The sequence below is a fragment of the Streptomyces sp. NPDC059917 genome, assembly GCF_042730635.1.
Classification (GTDB): Bacteria; Actinomycetota; Actinomycetes; order Streptomycetales; family Streptomycetaceae; genus Streptomyces.
The window spans coordinates 217137-233789 of sequence record NZ_JBHWLC010000003.1 but is presented as its reverse complement, the minus strand read 5'-3'; the positions used below and the strand labels follow the sequence as shown (position 1 = coordinate 233789).

Genomic DNA, 16653 nt, shown 5'->3' with positions numbered 1-16653 from the left:
GCCCGGGCGGCGCCCCGCGGCCGCCCCCGGGAACCGGCCCCGGCCGCTGACCGGGCGCGGCCCGCGCCGCGGCCGCGGCGCCTGGCTCGCCGCCCTGCCGCTGCTCCTGCTGGTCGCCCTGGCCTTCGGCCTGCCCGCCCTGGCCATGGTCTTCGGCGCCTTCAGCGTCAAGGACCCGGTCGCCGGCACCACCGCCTACGGCGTGGACAACCTCGCCCGCTCGGTCGACGGCGCCTACCGCACCGCCCTCATCGGCAGCGTGAAGCTGTCCGCGCTCACCGCCGCCGCGGGCGCCCTCCTCGGGCTCCTCGTCGCCCAGGCGGTCGTCAGCTCCCGCAGCCGCGTGCTGCGCGAGGCCGTGCTGACCGCCTCCGGGGTGCTCGCCAACTTCGGCGGCGTCCCGCTCGCCTTCGCCTTCGTCGCCACCCTCGGCAACGCGGGCGTCCTCACCACCGGCCTCGGCCTCGACGCCCACGGCTGGTCGCTGTACGGCTTCTGGGGCCTGTCGCTGACCTACCTCTACTTCCTGGTGCCGCTGATGGTGCTCACCGTGGCCCCCGCGCTGGAAGGGCTGCGCCCGCAATGGCGCGAGGCCGCCCAGGACTGCGGCGCCTCCACCTGGGGGTACTGGCGCCACATCGGGATCCCGGTGCTGCTGCCGACCCTGCTCGGCGGGTTCGTCCTGCTCTTCGGCAGCGCCTTCGCCGCCTACGCCACCGCCGCGTCGATGGTCGGCAGCTCCGTGCCCCTCGTCACCCTCCAGATCGCCGACGCGCTGTCCGGCAACGTGCTCATCGGCCAGGAGAACGTGGCGCTCGCGCTCAGCCTCGACATGGTGCTGGTCGCGCTGCTGGTGATGGCCGTCCACCTGCCCCTCCAGCGAAGGAGCGCCCGATGGCTCGCCTGACCCCGGCCACCGCCGGGAGCCGCCCGCCGCGCACGCTCCGCCCCGGCCGCACGCTCGTCCTGCTGCTGGCCGCGACGTACTTCCTCGTGCCGCTGCTGGCCTCGGCGGTCTTCACCCTCGACATCCCGGGTCAGGGCTGGACCCTCTCCGCCTACACCCGGATCGTGCACGCCGACGGCTTCCTCGCCGCCCTGGGCCTCTCCGTCGGCCTGGCCGCGGCCACCGTGGCCCTGGTGCTGCTGGTCGCCGTCCCGGCCGCCGTGGCCGTGCGGCTCGGGGCGCCCCGGCTGCGCGCCGTGCTGGAGGTCGTGTGCACCCTGCCGCTGGTGGTGCCGCCGGTCGCGCTGACCGCCGGGATCTCCACGGTGCTGCGCTGGGGCCCGGAGCAACTCGCCGCGACCCCGCTCTACCAGACCTTCGTGGCCGTCCAGAACCCCGCCTTCCCGCTGGTCCTGGTCCTCGCCTACGCCGTGATGGCCCTGCCCTTCGTCTACCGCGCGCTCGACGCCGGACTGCGCGCGGTGGACGTGCGCACCCTCGTCGAGGCGGCCCGCGACCTCGGGGCGTCCTGGCCCCGGGCGCTGGTCCTCGCCGTCCTGCCCAACCTGCGCGGCGCCCTGCTGAACGCGTCCTTCCTCGCCCTGGCCCTGGTCCTGGGCGAGTTCACGGTCGCCCAGCTGCTCGGCTTCGAACCGTTCACCGTGTGGGTCGTCCAGGCCTCCGGATCCGACGCCCGGCTGTCCGTCGCCGTCTCCCTGCTGAGCCTGCTGCTGACCTGGGCCCTGCTGCTCGTCCTGACGGTGGCCGGCCGCAAGCGCCACCACCGCACCTCCCGCCCGAAGGCCGTAGGAGTCACCCCCTGATGAACGCGACCACCGCCACCACCGCGCCGCACACGACGCGCGCGATGCCCGAGCCCCGCGCCGGAGCCAGCCTCGAACTGCGCGGCCTGCGCCGGGAGTTCGGCTCCGCCGTGGCCCTCGACGGGCTCGACCTGGAGGTGGCCCCGGGCGAACTCCTCGCCCTGCTGGGCCCGTCGGGCTGCGGCAAGACCACCGCCCTGCGCGTGCTCGCCGGCTTCGAACGGCCCGACGCCGGGCAGGTCCTGCTCGACGGCAAGGACATCGCGCCGGTCCCGGCCAACCGCCGTGACACCGCCATGGTGTTCCAGTCGTACAGCCTCTTCCCGCACCTGAACGCCGCCGACAACGTCGGCTTCGGCCTGCGCATGCGCGGGGCGCCCGCCGCCGAACGGCGCACCCGCGCCGCCGAACTCCTGGAACTGGTCGGCCTGCCCGGCCACGGCGACCGCTACCCGCACCAGCTCTCCGGCGGCCAGCAGCAGCGCGTCGCCCTCGCCCGGGCGCTCGCCCTGCGGCCCCGGCTGCTCCTCCTCGACGAACCGCTCTCCGCCCTCGACGCCCAGGTGCGCGTGACCCTGCGCGAGGAGATCCGCCGCCTCCAACTGGAGCTCGGCATCACCACCGTCTTCGTCACCCACGACCAGGAAGAGGCCCTCTCGATGGCCGACCGGGTCGCGGTCATGCGCGGCGGCCGCCTCGAACAGTGCGCCACCCCGACCGAGTTGTACGCCCGTCCCGCCACCGGATTCGTCGCCGACTTCATCGGCGCGATGAACCGGGTCCCCGCGCACGCCGCCGCCGACGGGACCGTCGACGTGCTCGGCGTCCGGCTGCCCGTCGACGGTCCGGCTCCGGCCCCCGGTCCGGTCGAGGCGCTGCTGCGCCCCGAGGGACTGGAGGTCACCGCCGAGGACGACGGCCCGGGCCGCGTCCTGGGCACCGCCTTCCACGGCCCGACCGTCCGGGTGCGCATCGCGCTGACCGACGCCGCGGGCCGGGTGAGCGAGGTCAAGGCCGACGTCCCCACGCACGCGGCGGCCGCCCTGCTGCCGGGCGCGCGCGTCGCCGTACGGCCGCACCCGCGTCCCGTGCTGCTCGCCCCCCAGGGCGGCCCGGCATGAGCCTGCAAGCGGTCCTCTTCGACATGGACGGCACCCTGGTCGACACCGAGGGCGTCTGGCTGGAGGTCGTCGAGGCCTCCGCCGCACGCCGGGGGCGCGCACTGGACCCGGTCCGCCGCACCGCCGTGACCGGGCGCTCCGTCGAGGACGCCGCCGCCCTGCTGGCCCGGCACCTGGACGCGGGGGAGGCGGAGCTCGCGGCCGAGCTGGGGCGGGGCTTCGCCGCGCGGCTCGCCGCCGGAACCGTCCCGCGCCCCGGCGCCCTGCGGCTGCTGGCCGCGCTGCGCGCCGAGGCCGTCCCCACCGGGTTGGTCTCCGCCTCGCCGCGGGCCGTGGTCGACCAGGTCGCGGGCACCCTGGACGGGCACCGCTTCGACGTCCTGTTCGGCGCGGAGGACACCGTACGGACCAAGCCCGAGCCGGACCCGTACCTCGCGGCCGCGCTCGCGCTCGGCGCGGCGCCCGAGCGCTGCGTCGCGGTGGAGGACAGCCCGACGGGCATCGCCTCGGCGCTGGCCGCCGGCTGCCGGGTGCTCGGGGTCCCCTCCACCGAACCCCTGGCCCCCGCCCCCGGGTTGACCCTGCTCGGCTCGCTCGCCGACGCGGACCCCGACCTGCTGCGCGCCCTGTGCGCCTGAGCGGGCCGGAGCACCGGCCCGGGGCGGTCGGCGCGAGCGAACGTGACAAGCTGGGTCCGTGAACGAGGCATCGCGCAGGACCCCGTTGTACCTCCGCGTCGCCGCCGACCTGCGGACCGCCATCACGGCGGGGGAGTACGGATCCGGGGCCAGGCTGCCCGCGGAGGACGAACTCGCCCGCCGACACGGCGTGTCCCGGGGCACGGTCCGCCAGGCGCTCGCCGCGCTGCGCGCCGACGGCCTGGTCACCTCGCGCCGCGGCACCCGCCGCGTGGTGCTGGCCGCCCCCGGTGACGCGGGCTCCGCCGAACTGCGCAGCTTCACCCGGTGGGCGCGTTCGCTGGGCCGGGAACCGGGCGGGCGGACGGTCGCGGTCGACCGCGCGGCGGCCGACGCCGAAGAGGCCGAACACCTGCGGATCGCCCCCGGGGGCCCCGTCTACCGGGTGCGGCGGCTGCGCACGCTGGCCGGAGCGCCGGTGATGGTGGAACGCACCACCTACCCGGAGGCCGTCGGCGCCCTGGTCGCGGGCATGCCGCTGGACACCGTCTCGTACTCCGAGGAACTCGCGCGCCACGGCGTGCTGTTCATGGACGGCCACCACACCATCGACCTCGTGGCGGCGGACGCCGACGACGCGGAGCTGCTGGGCTGCGGGGCCGGGGAGGCGCTGCTGCGCGAGCGCCGGCGCTCCACCGACCCGGCGGGGGTCCCGGTGGAGTGGTCGCAGGACCGGTACCTGCCGGGAACGGTGTCCTTCACGGTGCACACGACGGCGGCCAGCGCCCTGGGCCGCCGCCTCGGTCCCTGAAACCGGGCGGCGGCCTCCCGGGCCGCTCAGGGGGCGAGCAGCAGGGCCGCGAGCAGCGGCCGGAAGTGCTCGAAGCCGGGGGTGTCCCGCTCCGGATCCTTCGCGAGGTCGTCCCAGCGGCGCACGGCGACCGCGTCGGCCGCCCCCGGCAGCGCCTCGAAGGCGCGCGCCTGCGCCGCGCTCATCGGTCCGCCCTGCATCCGCAGGGTGTGCACGGAGGCCTCGGAGAGCAGGGCGAAGTACCCCGGTTCGACGGCGCACAGGTAGCGCTTGGCGGCCACGTGCAGCCGCACCGGCTCGGTGACCTCGGGCCCGAACCACTGCCCGAGCCAGTCCGCCCCGGTGTGGCTGTGCCGGTTGTCCCGGTGACCTTCCATCAGGTCCCGTCCGGTGACGGCGCCTTGGAAGTGTCCGACGTCGTGCAGCAGTGCGGCGGCGACCAGCGCGGCGGGCGCCCCGGCGGCCTGCGCGAGCGCGCCCGCCTGGAGCATGTGCCCGGCCTGGGTGACGGCCTCGCCCAGGTACTCGGCGCTGCCCTCGCCCGCGAAGAGCGCGGCGAGCGCGTCCAGGGGAGCGTCGGCGGGCGGCCTCATCGGGCACCTCCGGTGCGGCGCAGGACGGCGAGGGTGGAGGCGAGCCCGTCGAGATCGGCGTAGGCCCCCTGGAGGTGGCGCGCACCCGACTCGGCGAAGGCCGTACGGGCGTGCAGCAGACGGGTGTTGTCGAAGACGACGCAGTCGCCGGGGGCGAGCCGGAAGTCCAGCCGCAGCTCCGGTCGCAGCAGGAGCGCCGCGAAGCTCCGGTAGGCGCGGTAGAAGGCGTCGAGGACCTCCGCGGGGTGGTGCAGGGTCGTGATCGAGCGGTTGTTGAAGCGGATCTCGCGGATGCGGCCGAGGGCGTCGGTCTCGATGAGCGGTCGCTGGGCGCGCAGCGCGGTGTGCGCGTCGGCGAAGGCGAACTCGACGGGGGTGCGGGTGAGCACGGCGAAGGCGGCCGGGTCCTCGGTGCGCAGCAGGGCGGCGGCGTGGAAGCCGTCGACCAGTCCCGAGTCCCCGCCGCTCGCGCTGTTGTCGAGGCAGTGCAGGAGCTGGAGGGTGGGCACCGGATCGCGGTAGGGATTGTCGGTGTGCGGGGTGATCGGCGCCGAGGTGAAGGCCAGGTTGTTGGGCTCCGGCTCGACGCGCACCTCGAAGAGCTCGCCGTAGTTCGTCGCGCGGATGTGGCCGAAGGTCCGGGCCACGTCGAGGACCTGCCGGTCGCGGCGGGGGACCCCGCGGAGCAGGACGAAGCCGAGCCGCTGGACGTGCTCCAGGGCCCCGGCCCGTACGGCGTCGTCCCCGGTGTAGGCGGCCCAGTCGGCCTCGGGGAGCCGGTCGCGCAGGTCCGCGGCGGCCCACAGCTCCTTGTCGGCCTCGGTCCGCCCGTCGCCGGGGCGGTCGGCCGCGGGTCCGGGGGCGTGCGCGTCCAGCCAGGCCAGCGGGTAGAGCGAGCGGTGGCCGTCCGGCGCCCAGACGATCTCGTGGGCGGCCTCGCCGAGCGGGGTCCGGGCCTCCCGGGCGGAGCCGACCGCGAGGTCGGCGGGCAGATCGGTGATCTGGAACAGCTTCTGGCCGCTGCGGGGGTCGCGGCAGTGCGTGCAGGGGCAGTTGTCGCGCAGCCAGAGCGCGGGCGGGCGGGGGATCGTCGTTGCCGTCATCACGGTTCCCGTCGTCATGTGCGTCGTCCTCGGGGCGTCCTCGCCCCCACGGGTCAAGTTGTCTGTACAACTTGACCCGCGGGCAGCGTGGCAGCCGCGCATGACGACCAGGTGGCGACGCGGTGGACGGCTCGTCGACGGGACGGCTCGCCTACTGGGGCGCGATGACGACGGCCGTTCCGTAGGCGCAGACCTCGGTGCCCACGTCGGCGGCGTCGGTCACGTCGAACCTCATCATCAGCACCGCGTTCGCGCCGCGCGCCTGCGCCTGCTCGATGAGCCGCTCCATGGCCTGGTTGCGGGTCTGGACCAGGGTCTTGGTCAGGCCCTTCAGCTCGCCGCCGATCATCGACTTGAGGCCGGCGCCGATCTGGCTCCCCAGGTGCCGCGAGCGGACGGTGAGGCCGAAGACCTCGCCGATCACCTTCTGCACGCGGTAGCCCGGCACGTCGTTCGTCGTGACGACCAGGACCGCGGACTGCGCCCCGGTACCGCCGCCGTAATCATCGATTCCCATGCGGCCACTCTCCCGCCGCGCCGCGCGGCCCGCATCCCGGGGCGGGCCTACGAAGGCGGCTCCACCTGGCGCAGCCAGGTGGTCAGCAGGACCTCCAGGAGCTGCGCCTGCCCCGGATCGAGGGCGTCGAGGAGGGCCCGTTCGCCCCGTACGTGCTCGGTGAAGGCCCGGTCGAACAGCTCCCGGCCCGCCGGGGTGAGCCCGACCACCCGGCCGCGCCCGTCGGCGGCCGAGCGGCGGCGCGTGACGAGGCCGTCCCGCTCCAGCCGGTCGATCCGCTTCGTCATGGCGCCGGTCGTCACCATGGTGTGCGCGGCCAGCTCGCCGGGCGCGCGCTCGTACGGCGCCCCCGCGCGGCGCAGCGCGGCCAGGACGTCGAACTCGCCCTCGCTCAGTCCGTAGCGCCCGAAGACCAGGCACAGGCGCTCGGTCAACAGGGCGGCGAGCCGGTGGAGCCGGCCGATCACCGCCTGCGGCGTGACGTCCAGATCGGGGCGCTCGCGGGCCCACTCGGCCTGGATGCGGGCGATGCGGTCCGGCGGTGGGGGAGCGGGGGCGGGGTCCGGGGTCCGGGCAGGGGCGGGGTCCGGAGGAATCTCGTCGTGCACCCTCCCAAGATACCTTCCCTGGAAGGTAAAGTGTCTTCCATGGAAGATACCTTGCGGTGGTCGTTGGTGACCGCGGTCGCACCGGTGGCCTGGGGCGCGAACTACTACGTCACCCAGGCGTTCCTGCCCGCGGGCCAGCCGCTGTACGGCGCGGCGATCCGGGCCCTGCCCGCGGGACTGATGCTGCTCGCGGTCGCACGGGTGCTGCCGCGCGGATCGTGGTGGTGGAAGTCGCTGCTGCTCGGCACCCTCAACATGGGCGGCTTCTTCGCCCTGGTCTACCTCGCCGCCCAGCGCCTGCCCTCCAGCGTGGCCTCGACCGTGATGGCGGCGGCGCCCCTGGTGCTGATGCTGATCGCCTGGCCGCTGACCGCGGAGCGCCCCGCCCCGCGCCACCTGGGTGCGGCCGCAGTGGGCGTCGCCGGAGTGGCCCTGATGCTGCTCGGGGCGGACACGGCCGTCGACGTGCCGGGCGCGTGCGCCGCGGCGGCGGCGATGGTGATGTCCTGCCTCGGCTTCGTCCTCGCCAAGCGCTGGTACCAGGCGGACGGGGCGGCGGCGCCGGGGATACTCGCCTCCACCGCCTGGCAGCTCGTCGGCGGCGGCCTGCTCCTGCTCCCCCTGGCCGTCGGCGTCGAGGGCGGACCGCCCGCGGTGGACGGACCCGCCCTGCTCGGCTTCGGCTACACGGCCGTCCTGGCGACGGCGGTGGCCTTCGCGGCCTGGTTCGCGGGCATGCGCCGGTTGCCCGCCGCCACCGTCGGCCTCGTCGGACTGCTCAACCCGGTGACGGGCGTCCTGCTCGGCACGCTGGTCGCCGGGGAGAGCCTCGCCCCCCGGCAGCTGTGCGGGCTCCTGCTGGCCCTGGCCGGGATCCTGCTCGGGCGCCCGGCCCCGGCCCGACCGCCGGTCAGTCGGTCGGCAGCGCCGCCGCAGCCGCGCGCCGCCCGCGCTTGCCCAGCGGAGCCAGGGAGAGGTCCTGGGACTGGGACTTGATGTTCTTGTAGCCGTACCCGCGCTCCTCCAGCCACGCCTCGGCGGCCAGCTCGGCCCGCGCGCTCGCGTCCAGGATGTCCTCCTCCTTCTCGCCCGATTCCAGGAACCGGAAGGTGAAGAACGGCCGGGCGGCGATGTCGTAGGTGAGGTGGCCCTCGGCGGTGAACTCCGCCCGCAGCATGTCGTGCTCGGGCGCCCGGGCGACCAGCTCGGCGTGCTGCTCGGCGGTGAGTCCGTCGAAGGCGCCGCGGACGGTGATGCGGAAGGTGCGAGTGCTCATCCCTCGACTCTAGGGCGGTGCCCGAGGGGGCCGCACCACGTTTTCACCCGGCCGTCCGGCGCAGCACCAGGGTCAGGAAGCCGAAGCTGTCCCGATAGGTGCGCAGCCACTCCGAGCGGCGTTCGCCGGCCGTGGCCAGGGCCCGGGCGCTGTCCGGATCGTCCGGGTGGTCCAGCGCCCACTCGGCCAGCGTGCCCCACAGGGTCCACTCGTAGTCGTCGAGCTCCCGGCGGGTGCTGACGTGCCCGAGCACCGGCGTCCAGCCCGCCGCGCCGATCATGTCCAGGGTGGTCGCGAGGTCCTCGTACTCGCCGAGCACCTCGACGGCCTCCGGGGACGGCTCGCGCTCCCAGAAGGCGTCGCCGATCAGCACCCGCCCACCGGGCGCCAGCCGCTGCGCCGCCGCCTCGAGGGTGGGCAGCAGCCCGCCGAAGGCGTGCGTGGAGCCGATGCTGAGGATCAGGTCGAAGGCGTGCGGCGCGGTGAATTCCGCGGCCGGCTGCTGGTGCAGGACCAGACGGTCCGCCAGGCCGCGCGCGCGGGCGGCGGTGGAGGCCTGTTCCAGCGCCTCCGGCGAGACGTCGACGCCGTCGGCCCGGGTTCCCGGATGCGCGGCGAGCGCGCGCAGCAGCCACTCCGCCGTGCCGCAGCCCAGGTCGAGCAGGCGGGCGTCCTCGTGGGCGAGGGCGTGCTCCAGCAGGCGCCGCACCGACGCGTCGTCGAGCGGGGCCTTGATCGGGTGGTGGGTGTGGGCGATGCGGGAGATCGTTTCGCGGTTCATGGCCGCACCCTCACACCCGGCCACCCGCTCCGCATCCGAATTACCCCCGGTGGATCATGTGCACATGCATGAATCCATACCGTTGCACGGGAACCTGGTGCGGCTGGAGCCGATCCGCCCCGAGCACCGCGCGGGGCTGCTGGCCGCCGCGACCGAGGACCGTACGAGCTTCCGGTACACGTACGTCCCCGCGGACCAGGACGCGGTGGACCGCTTCATCGACCGGGCGCTGCTGGACCGGTCGTCCGGACTCGCCGCCACCTACACCGTGCGCAGGGCCGGCGACGGCCGGATCGCCGGCTCGACCCGGCTGCGCGAACTGGAGTACTGGCGCGCGGGGGTGTGGCCGCCGCGGCCGGGGCACGTCAACCCCGACGGGGTCCCCGACGCGGGCTCGATCGGCTCCACCTGGTTGGCGCCCTGGGCGCAGCGCACCGGCATCAACACCGAGTCCAAGCTCCTGCTGCTCACCCTCGCCTTCGACACCTGGCGGGTGCACCGGATCTCCCTGCAGGCCGACCGCCGCAACCTGCGCTCGCGCACGGCGATCGAGGGGTTGGGCGCGACCTTCGAGGGCGTGCGGCGGGCGCACTTCCTGGGCGCCGACGGCAACCCGCGCGACTCGGCGCAGTACTCGATCCTGCGGACCGACTGGCCCGCGGTCGCCGAGCGGCTGCGTCGGCGCGCGGGCGGCGGAGCCGTGCGGGAAGGCGGGGCGGCGCGGGCCGGTTGAGCCGGGCCGCGACCGGCCCGGCCGGTCACGGGCGTTGGCCGGTCGCGCTCAGCGGGGGGCGGTGCGGTGCGCGCCGCGGTGCAGGGCCAGTGCCGCCAGGGCCTCGGGGGCGCCGAACTGGCCCCGGATGCCGGGGAAGGCGTTGATGTCCACGACCAGCGGTTCCCCGCCCTCCGCGGCGGCGATGACGTCCACCCCGTAGACGTCCAGCGCGAAGACCTCGCCGACCGCGCGGACCAGCTCGACCCAGCCCGGCGGCAGTTCGTCGAGGGGGAGCGGCAGGGTCGGGCCCCGCCCGCCGGGGGAGAGCTCGGAGCGGCGCAGCGCCGCGAAGACCCGGTCCCCGATCGCCCACAACTTGCGGTCCCAGCCGTCGTTGGGCGCGAACTCCTGCACCACGACCGGTTCCGCGGCCCACTCGTCCACCAGCGCGGCCAGCCGCGCCCCGTCGTCGACCCGGGCGACCAGGTCGCCCCGACGGCTGTGGTGGCTCTTGACCACGACGGGTCCCGCGAGCGGCGGGCCCGAGGCCAGTTCCGCGAGGGTGGCGTAGGCGCGGGTGGCGGCGAAGGGCAGGCCCGCCCCACGGGCCAGCCCGGCCATCGCCGTACGGTCCTGGCACAGCTCGGTGGCCGCCGCCGAGTTGATCACCGGGGCGCCGAGCGCCTCGGCCTCGCGGGCGAGGGCGAGCGCCCGCGGCGTGCGGGACTTGAGCAGGTAGACGTCGGCGGGCGGCCCCGGCAGCCGCGTCGCCGTGCCCGGGTCCAGGGCTTCGACCCGGTGCTCGGGGGCGAGCAGGGCCGTGGCCCCGGCCAGCAGCGGATGTCCGGGCTCGGGGGTGATCAGGCCGATCCTCACAGCGCCTCGCCGGCCGTGGCGGTCAGGGGCGCCGTCGACGCGCCCGCCTGCGCCGGGATCGCGGGTCGCGGGACGGGGCCCGCCGCTCCGGCCCGGGCCAGCTCCAGTACGGCCCGGGCCACCCGGGCCGCGGCGTCCGGCACCTGGCGGAAGCTCGGGAAGTCGTTCACGTCGACCACCACCGGTCCGTCCGGACCGAGGATCACGTCGACCCCGTACAGGTCCAGCCCGTACACCGCGCCCACCTGCCCGGCGATCGCGGCCACTTCGGCGGAGAGCGGCACGCGTCTCTCCCGTACCGCGTGGTCCGGGTGCAGCGGTGAACGGCGCTCGGTCGCGTACAGCTCGCCGCGGACGCTGTAGACCTTGATGTCGGTGCCCGCGTTGGGTACGTACGGCTGCGCGATCAGCATGCCCTCGCCCGCGAGTTCCGGCAGCATCGCGGCCAGCCGGTCCGGCGAGGACACCAGGTACACGGCCCGGCCGGAGCTGCCGTCGGCGGGCTTGACCACCAGCGGGTACTCCGCGTCCGGTATCTCCAGCAGGAGTTCGGGCCGGGCCACCGCGTACGTCGCCGGCAGCGGCAGCCCGCGGCTGGCGCCCAGGGCCGCGGCGAGGGCCTTGTCCCGGACGCCCCGGATCGCGCGGGCGTCGTTCACCGTGGTCATCCCGGCCCCGGCGGCGGCTTCGAGCAGGGTGAGGCCGGGGCCCCCGGACACGGTCTTGAGCACCCACGCGTCGTGGGTGCCCGTGCGTACCGTCTCGGTCATGCGCAGGAGGGAACCGCCGGACCGCACCACGTCCACGTGGTGGCCCCACGAGGTCAGCTGCCCGATCACCTCGTTCGGCATGCCGTCATGGCGGTACTGCTCCTCCACCAGAAAGCAGAGCCTCATCGACCTTCCCTGTCTGCCCGGACATCGACCGGTCCGGCCCGGCGAGTTGTGACGTCATAGGATGTCATGAACCGCCACGAGCCCGGCATCGGTGCGGTGTTCCCGGCTCCCGGGGGGTGCGGATCCCGTCCCGGTAAGAGCCCCCGCATCCCGTTTCGCCCGCCAAAGGGCCCCGTCCGTCGGTGAGTTGGCCGGATCGGCAAACCCTTGGGAATGAAGTGGTCTGGACCCTTGACCGAGGGATGGTCCAGACCAATCATGAGGCGTCCGCCCATTCGCTCGCTCACGCCCCACCGGGAGCAACGATGAGACGCCCCAGGTCCCTGCGCGCCTTACTGGCCGCCCTCTGCACGCTCACCGCCTCCGCCGGCCTCGTCCTCGCGGCCGACTCGGCGGCCCACGCCGCCGCCACCCCGCTGCCGGCGCACGTGTTCGCCCCCTACTTCGAGGCGTACTCGAACGACAGCCCCGCCGACCTCGCCCAGAAGTCCGGCGCGAAGTACCTCACGATGGCGTTCGTCCAGACCGAGGCCAAGGGATCGTGCACCCCCTACTGGAACGGTTCGACCGGCCAGCCGATCTCCGCCTCCGTCTTCGGCGCCGACTTCGCCACCATCCGCTCGCGCGGCGGCGACGTCATCCCCTCCTTCGGCGGGTACGCCGCCGACAACGGCGGCACCGAGATCGCCGACAGCTGCACCAACGTGGACTCGATCGCGGCCGCCTACGAGAAGGTGATCACCACCTACGACATGGCGCGCCTCGACATGGACATCGAGGACAACTCGCTGACCAACAAGGCCGGCATCGACCGCCGCAACCAGGCCATCAAGAAGGTCCAGGACTGGGCCGCGGCGAGCGGCCGACCGCTCCAGATCTCCTACACCCTGCCCACCACCACCAGCGGCCTCGCGAGCAGCGGGCTGGCCGTCCTCAAGAGCGCGAAGACCGCGGGCGCGCAGGTCGACGTCGTGAACCTGATGACCTTCGACTACTACGACAACGCGAGCCACAACATGGCGGCCGACACCCAGACCGCCGCCACCGGCCTCTACAACCAGCTCGCCACCCTCTACCCGACCAAGACCCCCGCCCAGCTCTGGGGGATGATCGGCGTCACCGAGATGCCCGGCATCGACGACTTCGGCGCCGCCGAGACCTTCACCACCGCCGACGCGACCACCGTCTACAACTGGGCCGTCGGCAAGGGCATCAACACGCTCTCCTTCTGGGCCCTCCAGCGCGACAACGGCGGCTGCCCCGGCACCGGCGGCTCCGACACCTGCTCGGGCATCGTCCAGGACCCCTGGTACTTCACCCACACCTTCGCGCCCTTCACCGGCGGCGGAGGACCGGTGGCCGACGACTTCTCCCTCGCCGTCGCGCCCGGTTCGGCCTCGGTGGCCCCCGGCGGCACGACCACGGCCACGGTGAGCACGGCCGTCACCTCCGGCAACGCCAAGACCCTCGCCCTGACCGCGACCGGGGCCCCGGCCGGGGTGAGCGCCACGCTCGCCCCCGGCTCGGTCACGGCGGGCGGCTCCGCGCAGCTCACCGTCACCGCCGCGGCCTCGGCCGCGCCGGGCACGTACCCGATCACCGTCACCGGGACGGCGGGCCAGCTCGGCCACTCCGCGACCTTCACCCTCACGGTCTCCGGCCCGGGCGGCGGCAGCGGAGCCCTGGTCAACGGCGGGTTCGAGAGCGGCGCGCTCGCTCCGTGGACCTGCGAGAGCGGGGGCGCGGTGGTCGCGACCCCGGCGCACGGGGGCTCGTACGCCCTGAAGACGGCGCCGACCGCCGGGCAGACGGGGGAGTGCGCGCAGACCCTCACGCTGACCCCGAACACCAAGTACACGCTGAGCGGTTGGGTCCAGGGCAGCTACGCCTACCTGGGCGTGCGCGGTGGCGCCAGCGCCAGTACGTGGACCAGCTCCGCGGCCTGGACCAAGCTGTCGGTGCCCTTCACCACCGGGGCCTCCGGCACGGTCACGGTGTTCCTGCACGGCTGGTACGGCCAGGGATCCGTCTACGGGGACGACCTCGCGGTCGGCTGACGGACCGGCGCACGGCGGCCGCGCCCCCTGTCACCCCGAAGGCAGGGGGTCGCGGCCGCCGCTGCGCGCGTCGGCCCGGTCCGCTCCGGCGCCCCGGCCCGGGGCATGCTGATCACCATGACGAGCGAACGTGACGTACGGATCCTGCGGGCCGCCGACCGGACGGCCGAGGCCTGGAAGAACGGCGGGGGAGTCACCCGCCAGATCGCGGCCGGGGCCCCGGTCCCCGGACGGGTCTCCGTCGCCGGCGACTTCGGGTGGCGGGTCAGTCTCGCGGAGGTGGCCGCCGACGGCCCCTTCTCGGCGTTCCCCGGAGTCGACCGGACGCTCACCGTGGTCGAGGGGGCCGGCATGGACCTCACCGTGGACGGGGTGCGCCGGGCGGTGGACGAACGCTTCGCCCCGCAGCGGTTCCCCGGGGACGTGGCCACCGACTGCCGGCTGCTCGCCGGACCCGTCGTGAACTTCAACGTCATGTACCGCAGGACCACCACCCGGGCGGAGGTCGCCGTCGTGCGCGGCGACCTCGCCCTGGGCGGCCCGGCCGGGGACGGCGAGGTGCTGCTCGTGGTGGCGCTGGAGGGCGCCGCGTCCCTCGTCGGCCCGCACCTCGACGGGGTCCGGCTGGGAACGTACGACGCCCTGCTCGCGACGGGCGGCGAGCAGGGCGTCCTGCACCTGGGCGCGGAAGGCCGCGCGGCGGTGGTCCGGTTCGCACCGGTGGGGTAGGGCGGGTCAGACGGCGTCGGCGGCCTCGGGCGTCTTCGTCGGCACGCTCTGCAGTCGCGGCGCGCTCGCCTCGACCACGCGCGGTCCGGTGCTGCCGCGCAGGCCCAGCCAGCTGATCACCGCGACCAGCGCGAAGGCGACGGCGCCGATCCCGAAGGTCAGGGTGAAGCCCGATTCGGCGGGCAGCGGCGGGACCCCGGCGGGCAGGTGCTCGATCGTCCTGGACGCCAGGATCGTGGTGACGATGGCGCTGCCGATCGCGCTGCCGGTGGAGCGGGAGATGGAGTTGATGCCGTTGGCGATGCCGCTCTGGTGGTGCGGGACGCTCGCCATGATCACGGCGGGCATGGCCGCGTAGCCGAAGCTGACGGCCGCGCCGACGACGATCCCGGCGCCGATCACGGAGAAGGTGTGCTCGTGGTCCAGGGCCAGCCAGCCGAAGCCGACGGCGCCGAGCCCGGCGGCCACGGCGAGGGCGATCCGCGGCCCGCGGTGGCGGACCAGCTGGCCGCCGACCGGAGAGGCGAGCAGCGAGACGATCGCGCCGGGCAGCAGGAACTGGACGGAGGCGCGCAGGATGGACGCGTCGAAGCCGTAGCCGGTGAGGGCCTTCGGCATCTGCACGAGGTAGGAGACGCCGAGGAAGTTCGCGAACATCCCGAAGCCGACCAGGATGCCGGCCAGGTTCGCCATGAGCACCGGGCGGTGGACGAACATCCGCATGTCGACGAGCGGCTCGCGGACCTTCAGCTCGGTGAAGACCCACACGGCGCCCATGACCACGGCGCCGGCGAAGCTGCCCAGCGTGCGGCCGGAGGACCAGCCCCACTCGTGCCCCTGGGAGATCGGCAGCAGGAGCAGCAGCAGCGCGATGCCGAGGGTCAGCGCGCCGAGGACGTCGGTGCGGCCGCCGGTCTTGTGGCGGGTGGCCGGGACGAGGAAGACGACCGCGAGCAGGGCGAGGACGGCGAAGCCGGTCGCCATCCAGAAGGCGTTGCGGTAGTCGGCGTCCGCACCGGAGGTGAGCAGGCCGGTGGCGACGAGCGCGAGCCCGCTGCCGAAGGCGAGGGTGCCGCTGACCAGGGCCATCGCACCGGGGAGCTTCTGCGGGCGGACCTCCTCGCGCAGCACCGACAGGGCCAGCGGGAAGATCGCGGTCGCGGCGCCCTGGAGCACGCGGCCGAGGATCAGCAGCGGGAGCGAGGTCGCCAGCGCGGCGATCACGGAACCGACGACCATGACGCCGAGGACGGCGATCAGGGTCGGCTTCTTGCCGTGCTGGTCACCGAAGCGGCCGAGCAGCGGGGTGAAGACCGCGGCGGAGAGCAGGGTGGCGGTGGTCACCCAGCTGACGTTGGCGGTGGACGTACCGAGATCGGTCCGGATCAGACCCAGGATCGGGACGGGCAGGGTCTGCATCATCGACACGACCATGGCGGCGAGGCTGAGGGCGAAGACGATGACCGTCTCGTTCCTCTGCCCGGCGGCGGGGGCGGATGCGGGGGTGCTCATGGCTGGCAGGACCTTCTCATGGCTTCAGAACGCTGGGGTTTCACTCGGCATCGCTTCGGAATCGCTTCAGACCGCAGATGTTTGAGTGCATCAAGCAATTGGTCAGGGGGATGACGTTAGACCTGGATAGTTAAGGACGTCAAGTAAATGATTGATGACCTCAAGCACTCCGAGTACACTCCAGTCATGAGCGCCACCGCACCGCCCTCGCCCGCCAAGCTCCAGCTGCTGGAGCTGCTCGCCGCGATCGCCACCGCCCAGTGGCGGGACTTCGCCGCCGCGGCGGCCCGTCACGGCCTCACCTCCACCCAGGCCAAGGCCCTCGCCCAGCTCGACGAACCGGTCCCGATGCGCGGGCTCGCCACCCTGCTGGTCTGTGACGCGTCCAACGTCACCGGGATCGTCGACCGGCTGGAGGCCCGCGCCCTCGTCCGGCGCGAGGCGGACCCCGCCGACCGCCGGGTCAAGAACGTGGTGGCCACCGACGCCGGCCGCGAGATCATCCGGCGCGTGCGCGAGGAGATGCAGGCCACGCACGGCGCGCTCGACACCCTCGACGAGGACGAGAGCGCGACCCTCTACGCCCTGCTCGCCCGGCTGCGCCCGACGATGGAGAGCAAGGCGCTCTGACGGCCGCGCCCCGCGCGGCG

The 16653-nt window shown here is 74.5% G+C and carries 19 protein-coding genes; 10 read left to right on the top strand and 9 right to left on the bottom strand.

Annotated features, from left to right (window positions below; genetic code table 11):
* Window positions 1–46: 46 nt before the first annotated feature.
* From ACFWAR_RS03305 to ACFWAR_RS03285, 5 genes are read left to right on the top strand one after another with little or no spacing between them, the layout of a single operon-like run.
* A complete protein-coding gene (locus ACFWAR_RS03305; protein ID WP_385772584.1) occupies window positions 47–907 on the top strand; it encodes an ABC transporter permease in 861 nt (286 codons plus the stop codon).
* Complete coding sequence (locus tag ACFWAR_RS03300; protein ID WP_385772575.1) at window positions 895–1770, top strand: ABC transporter permease; 876 nt, start codon at window positions 895–897, stop codon at window positions 1768–1770. The genes ACFWAR_RS03305 and ACFWAR_RS03300 overlap by 13 nt, the downstream gene beginning before the upstream one ends.
* 44 nt (window positions 1771–1814) lie before the next feature.
* The gene (locus ACFWAR_RS03295) at window positions 1815–2891 is read left to right on the top strand and encodes an ABC transporter ATP-binding protein (protein WP_385772583.1); all 1077 of its coding nucleotides are present in this window, start codon (window positions 1815–1817) and stop codon (window positions 2889–2891) included.
* Complete coding sequence (locus ACFWAR_RS03290; RefSeq protein WP_385772574.1) at window positions 2888–3529, top strand: HAD family hydrolase; 642 nt, start codon at window positions 2888–2890, stop codon at window positions 3527–3529. The genes ACFWAR_RS03295 and ACFWAR_RS03290 overlap by 4 nt, the downstream gene beginning before the upstream one ends.
* Before the next feature lie 58 nt (window positions 3530–3587).
* Window positions 3588–4340, top strand: a complete 753-nt coding sequence (locus tag ACFWAR_RS03285; protein ID WP_385772573.1) for a GntR family transcriptional regulator — start codon at window positions 3588–3590, stop codon at window positions 4338–4340.
* A 26-nt stretch (window positions 4341–4366) separates the two neighbouring features.
* Here the strand turns inward: ACFWAR_RS03285 and ACFWAR_RS03280 are convergent, their stop codons facing one another.
* The 4 genes from ACFWAR_RS03280 to ACFWAR_RS03265 all read right to left on the bottom strand — a co-directional run bounded on the left by ACFWAR_RS03280 (window position 4367) and on the right by ACFWAR_RS03265 (window position 7083).
* On the bottom strand, window positions 4367–4933 hold the full coding sequence (locus ACFWAR_RS03280; RefSeq protein ID WP_385772572.1) for a phosphonate degradation HD-domain oxygenase: 567 nt from the start codon (window positions 4931–4933) through the stop codon (window positions 4367–4369).
* Entirely contained in the window at window positions 4930–6054 is a 1125-nt protein-coding gene (locus tag ACFWAR_RS03275) for a TauD/TfdA family dioxygenase (protein WP_385772571.1), read from the bottom strand. Before ACFWAR_RS03275 ends, ACFWAR_RS03280 begins: the two co-directional genes overlap by 4 nt.
* Window positions 6055–6187: 133 nt before the next feature.
* Window positions 6188–6553, bottom strand: coding sequence for a YbjQ family protein (locus ACFWAR_RS03270; protein ID WP_385772570.1), 366 nt, complete (start codon window positions 6551–6553; stop codon window positions 6188–6190).
* A gap of 47 nt (window positions 6554–6600) precedes the next feature.
* Window positions 6601–7083, bottom strand: coding sequence for a MarR family winged helix-turn-helix transcriptional regulator (locus ACFWAR_RS03265; RefSeq protein WP_385772582.1), 483 nt, complete (start codon window positions 7081–7083; stop codon window positions 6601–6603).
* 117 nt (window positions 7084–7200) lie between these two features.
* Between ACFWAR_RS03265 and ACFWAR_RS03260 the strand changes: the two genes are divergently transcribed.
* The gene (locus tag ACFWAR_RS03260) at window positions 7201–8157 is read left to right on the top strand and encodes an EamA family transporter (RefSeq protein WP_385772569.1); all 957 of its coding nucleotides are present in this window, start codon (window positions 7201–7203) and stop codon (window positions 8155–8157) included.
* On the opposite strand, the gene ACFWAR_RS03255 is transcribed toward ACFWAR_RS03260, so the two are convergent.
* On the bottom strand, window positions 8072–8437 hold the full coding sequence (locus ACFWAR_RS03255; protein WP_385772568.1) for a DUF6204 family protein: 366 nt from the start codon (window positions 8435–8437) through the stop codon (window positions 8072–8074). The two genes, ACFWAR_RS03260 and ACFWAR_RS03255, sit on opposite strands and share 86 nt — an antisense overlap.
* Before the next feature lie 43 nt (window positions 8438–8480).
* Window positions 8481–9218: an SAM-dependent methyltransferase gene (locus ACFWAR_RS03250; RefSeq protein ID WP_385772567.1), complete on the bottom strand. Its 738-nt coding sequence runs from the start codon at window positions 9216–9218 to the stop codon at window positions 8481–8483.
* A gap of 64 nt (window positions 9219–9282) precedes the next feature.
* Here ACFWAR_RS03250 and ACFWAR_RS03245 point away from each other — a divergent pair, with 64 nt between their 5' ends.
* Window positions 9283–9951 (top strand): GNAT family N-acetyltransferase, encoded by a 669-nt coding sequence (locus ACFWAR_RS03245; RefSeq protein WP_385772566.1) that lies wholly within the window; start codon window positions 9283–9285, stop codon window positions 9949–9951.
* Window positions 9952–9999: 48 nt separating this feature from the next.
* Here the strand turns inward: ACFWAR_RS03245 and ACFWAR_RS03240 are convergent, their stop codons facing one another.
* Both ACFWAR_RS03240 and ACFWAR_RS03235 read right to left on the bottom strand, forming a co-directional pair.
* Window positions 10000–10809: a RimK family alpha-L-glutamate ligase gene (locus ACFWAR_RS03240; protein WP_385772565.1), complete on the bottom strand. Its 810-nt coding sequence runs from the start codon at window positions 10807–10809 to the stop codon at window positions 10000–10002.
* Window positions 10806–11705, bottom strand: coding sequence for a RimK family alpha-L-glutamate ligase (locus ACFWAR_RS03235; protein WP_385772564.1), 900 nt, complete (start codon window positions 11703–11705; stop codon window positions 10806–10808). Before ACFWAR_RS03235 ends, ACFWAR_RS03240 begins: the two co-directional genes overlap by 4 nt.
* Window positions 11706–12010: 305 nt before the next feature.
* Here ACFWAR_RS03235 and ACFWAR_RS03230 point away from each other — a divergent pair, with 305 nt between their 5' ends.
* Both ACFWAR_RS03230 and ACFWAR_RS03225 read left to right on the top strand, forming a co-directional pair.
* Entirely contained in the window at window positions 12011–13762 is a 1752-nt protein-coding gene (locus tag ACFWAR_RS03230) for a glycosyl hydrolase family 18 protein (RefSeq protein ID WP_385772563.1), read from the top strand.
* Between the two features lie 117 nt (window positions 13763–13879).
* Window positions 13880–14491, top strand: a complete 612-nt coding sequence (locus tag ACFWAR_RS03225) for a HutD family protein (RefSeq protein ID WP_385772562.1) — start codon at window positions 13880–13882, stop codon at window positions 14489–14491.
* 6 nt (window positions 14492–14497) lie between these two features.
* Here ACFWAR_RS03225 and ACFWAR_RS03220 read toward each other — a convergent pair whose 3' ends face one another.
* Window positions 14498–16003 carry an MFS transporter gene (locus ACFWAR_RS03220; protein WP_385772561.1) on the bottom strand — a complete coding sequence of 502 codons (1506 nt, stop codon included), beginning with the start codon at window positions 16001–16003 and terminating at the stop codon, window positions 14498–14500.
* 186 nt (window positions 16004–16189) lie between these two features.
* Between ACFWAR_RS03220 and ACFWAR_RS03215 the strand changes: the two genes are divergently transcribed.
* Window positions 16190–16633 (top strand): MarR family winged helix-turn-helix transcriptional regulator, encoded by a 444-nt coding sequence (locus tag ACFWAR_RS03215; protein WP_385772560.1) that lies wholly within the window; start codon window positions 16190–16192, stop codon window positions 16631–16633.
* Window positions 16634–16653 lie beyond the last annotated feature (20 nt).

Bases quoted from the DNA above. Each gene is read 5' to 3' on its own strand.
- ACFWAR_RS03300 (WP_385772575.1), top strand. From the start codon at position 895: ATGGCTCGCCTGACCCCGGCCACCGCCGGGAGCCGCCCGCCGCGCACG.
- ACFWAR_RS03295 (WP_385772583.1), top strand. From the start codon at position 1,815: ATGCCCGAGCCCCGCGCCGGAGCCAGCCTCGAACTGCGCGGCCTGCGC.
- ACFWAR_RS03290 (WP_385772574.1), top strand. From the start codon at position 2,888: ATGAGCCTGCAAGCGGTCCTCTTCGACATGGACGGCACCCTGGTCGAC.
- ACFWAR_RS03280 (WP_385772572.1), bottom strand. From the start codon at position 4,933: ATGAGGCCGCCCGCCGACGCTCCCCTGGACGCGCTCGCCGCGCTCTTC.
- ACFWAR_RS03275 (WP_385772571.1), bottom strand. From the start codon at position 6,054: ATGACGACGGGAACCGTGATGACGGCAACGACGATCCCCCGCCCGCCC.
- ACFWAR_RS03270 (WP_385772570.1), bottom strand. From the start codon at position 6,553: ATGGGAATCGATGATTACGGCGGCGGTACCGGGGCGCAGTCCGCGGTC.
- ACFWAR_RS03260 (WP_385772569.1), top strand. From the start codon at position 7,201: ATGGAAGATACCTTGCGGTGGTCGTTGGTGACCGCGGTCGCACCGGTG.
- ACFWAR_RS03255 (WP_385772568.1), bottom strand. From the start codon at position 8,437: ATGAGCACTCGCACCTTCCGCATCACCGTCCGCGGCGCCTTCGACGGA.
- ACFWAR_RS03250 (WP_385772567.1), bottom strand. From the start codon at position 9,218: ATGAACCGCGAAACGATCTCCCGCATCGCCCACACCCACCACCCGATC.
- ACFWAR_RS03245 (WP_385772566.1), top strand. From the start codon at position 9,283: ATGCATGAATCCATACCGTTGCACGGGAACCTGGTGCGGCTGGAGCCG.
- ACFWAR_RS03235 (WP_385772564.1), bottom strand. From the start codon at position 11,705: ATGAGGCTCTGCTTTCTGGTGGAGGAGCAGTACCGCCATGACGGCATG.
- ACFWAR_RS03230 (WP_385772563.1), top strand. From the start codon at position 12,011: ATGAGACGCCCCAGGTCCCTGCGCGCCTTACTGGCCGCCCTCTGCACG.
- ACFWAR_RS03225 (WP_385772562.1), top strand. From the start codon at position 13,880: ATGACGAGCGAACGTGACGTACGGATCCTGCGGGCCGCCGACCGGACG.
- ACFWAR_RS03220 (WP_385772561.1), bottom strand. From the start codon at position 16,003: ATGAGCACCCCCGCATCCGCCCCCGCCGCCGGGCAGAGGAACGAGACG.
- ACFWAR_RS03215 (WP_385772560.1), top strand. From the start codon at position 16,190: ATGAGCGCCACCGCACCGCCCTCGCCCGCCAAGCTCCAGCTGCTGGAG.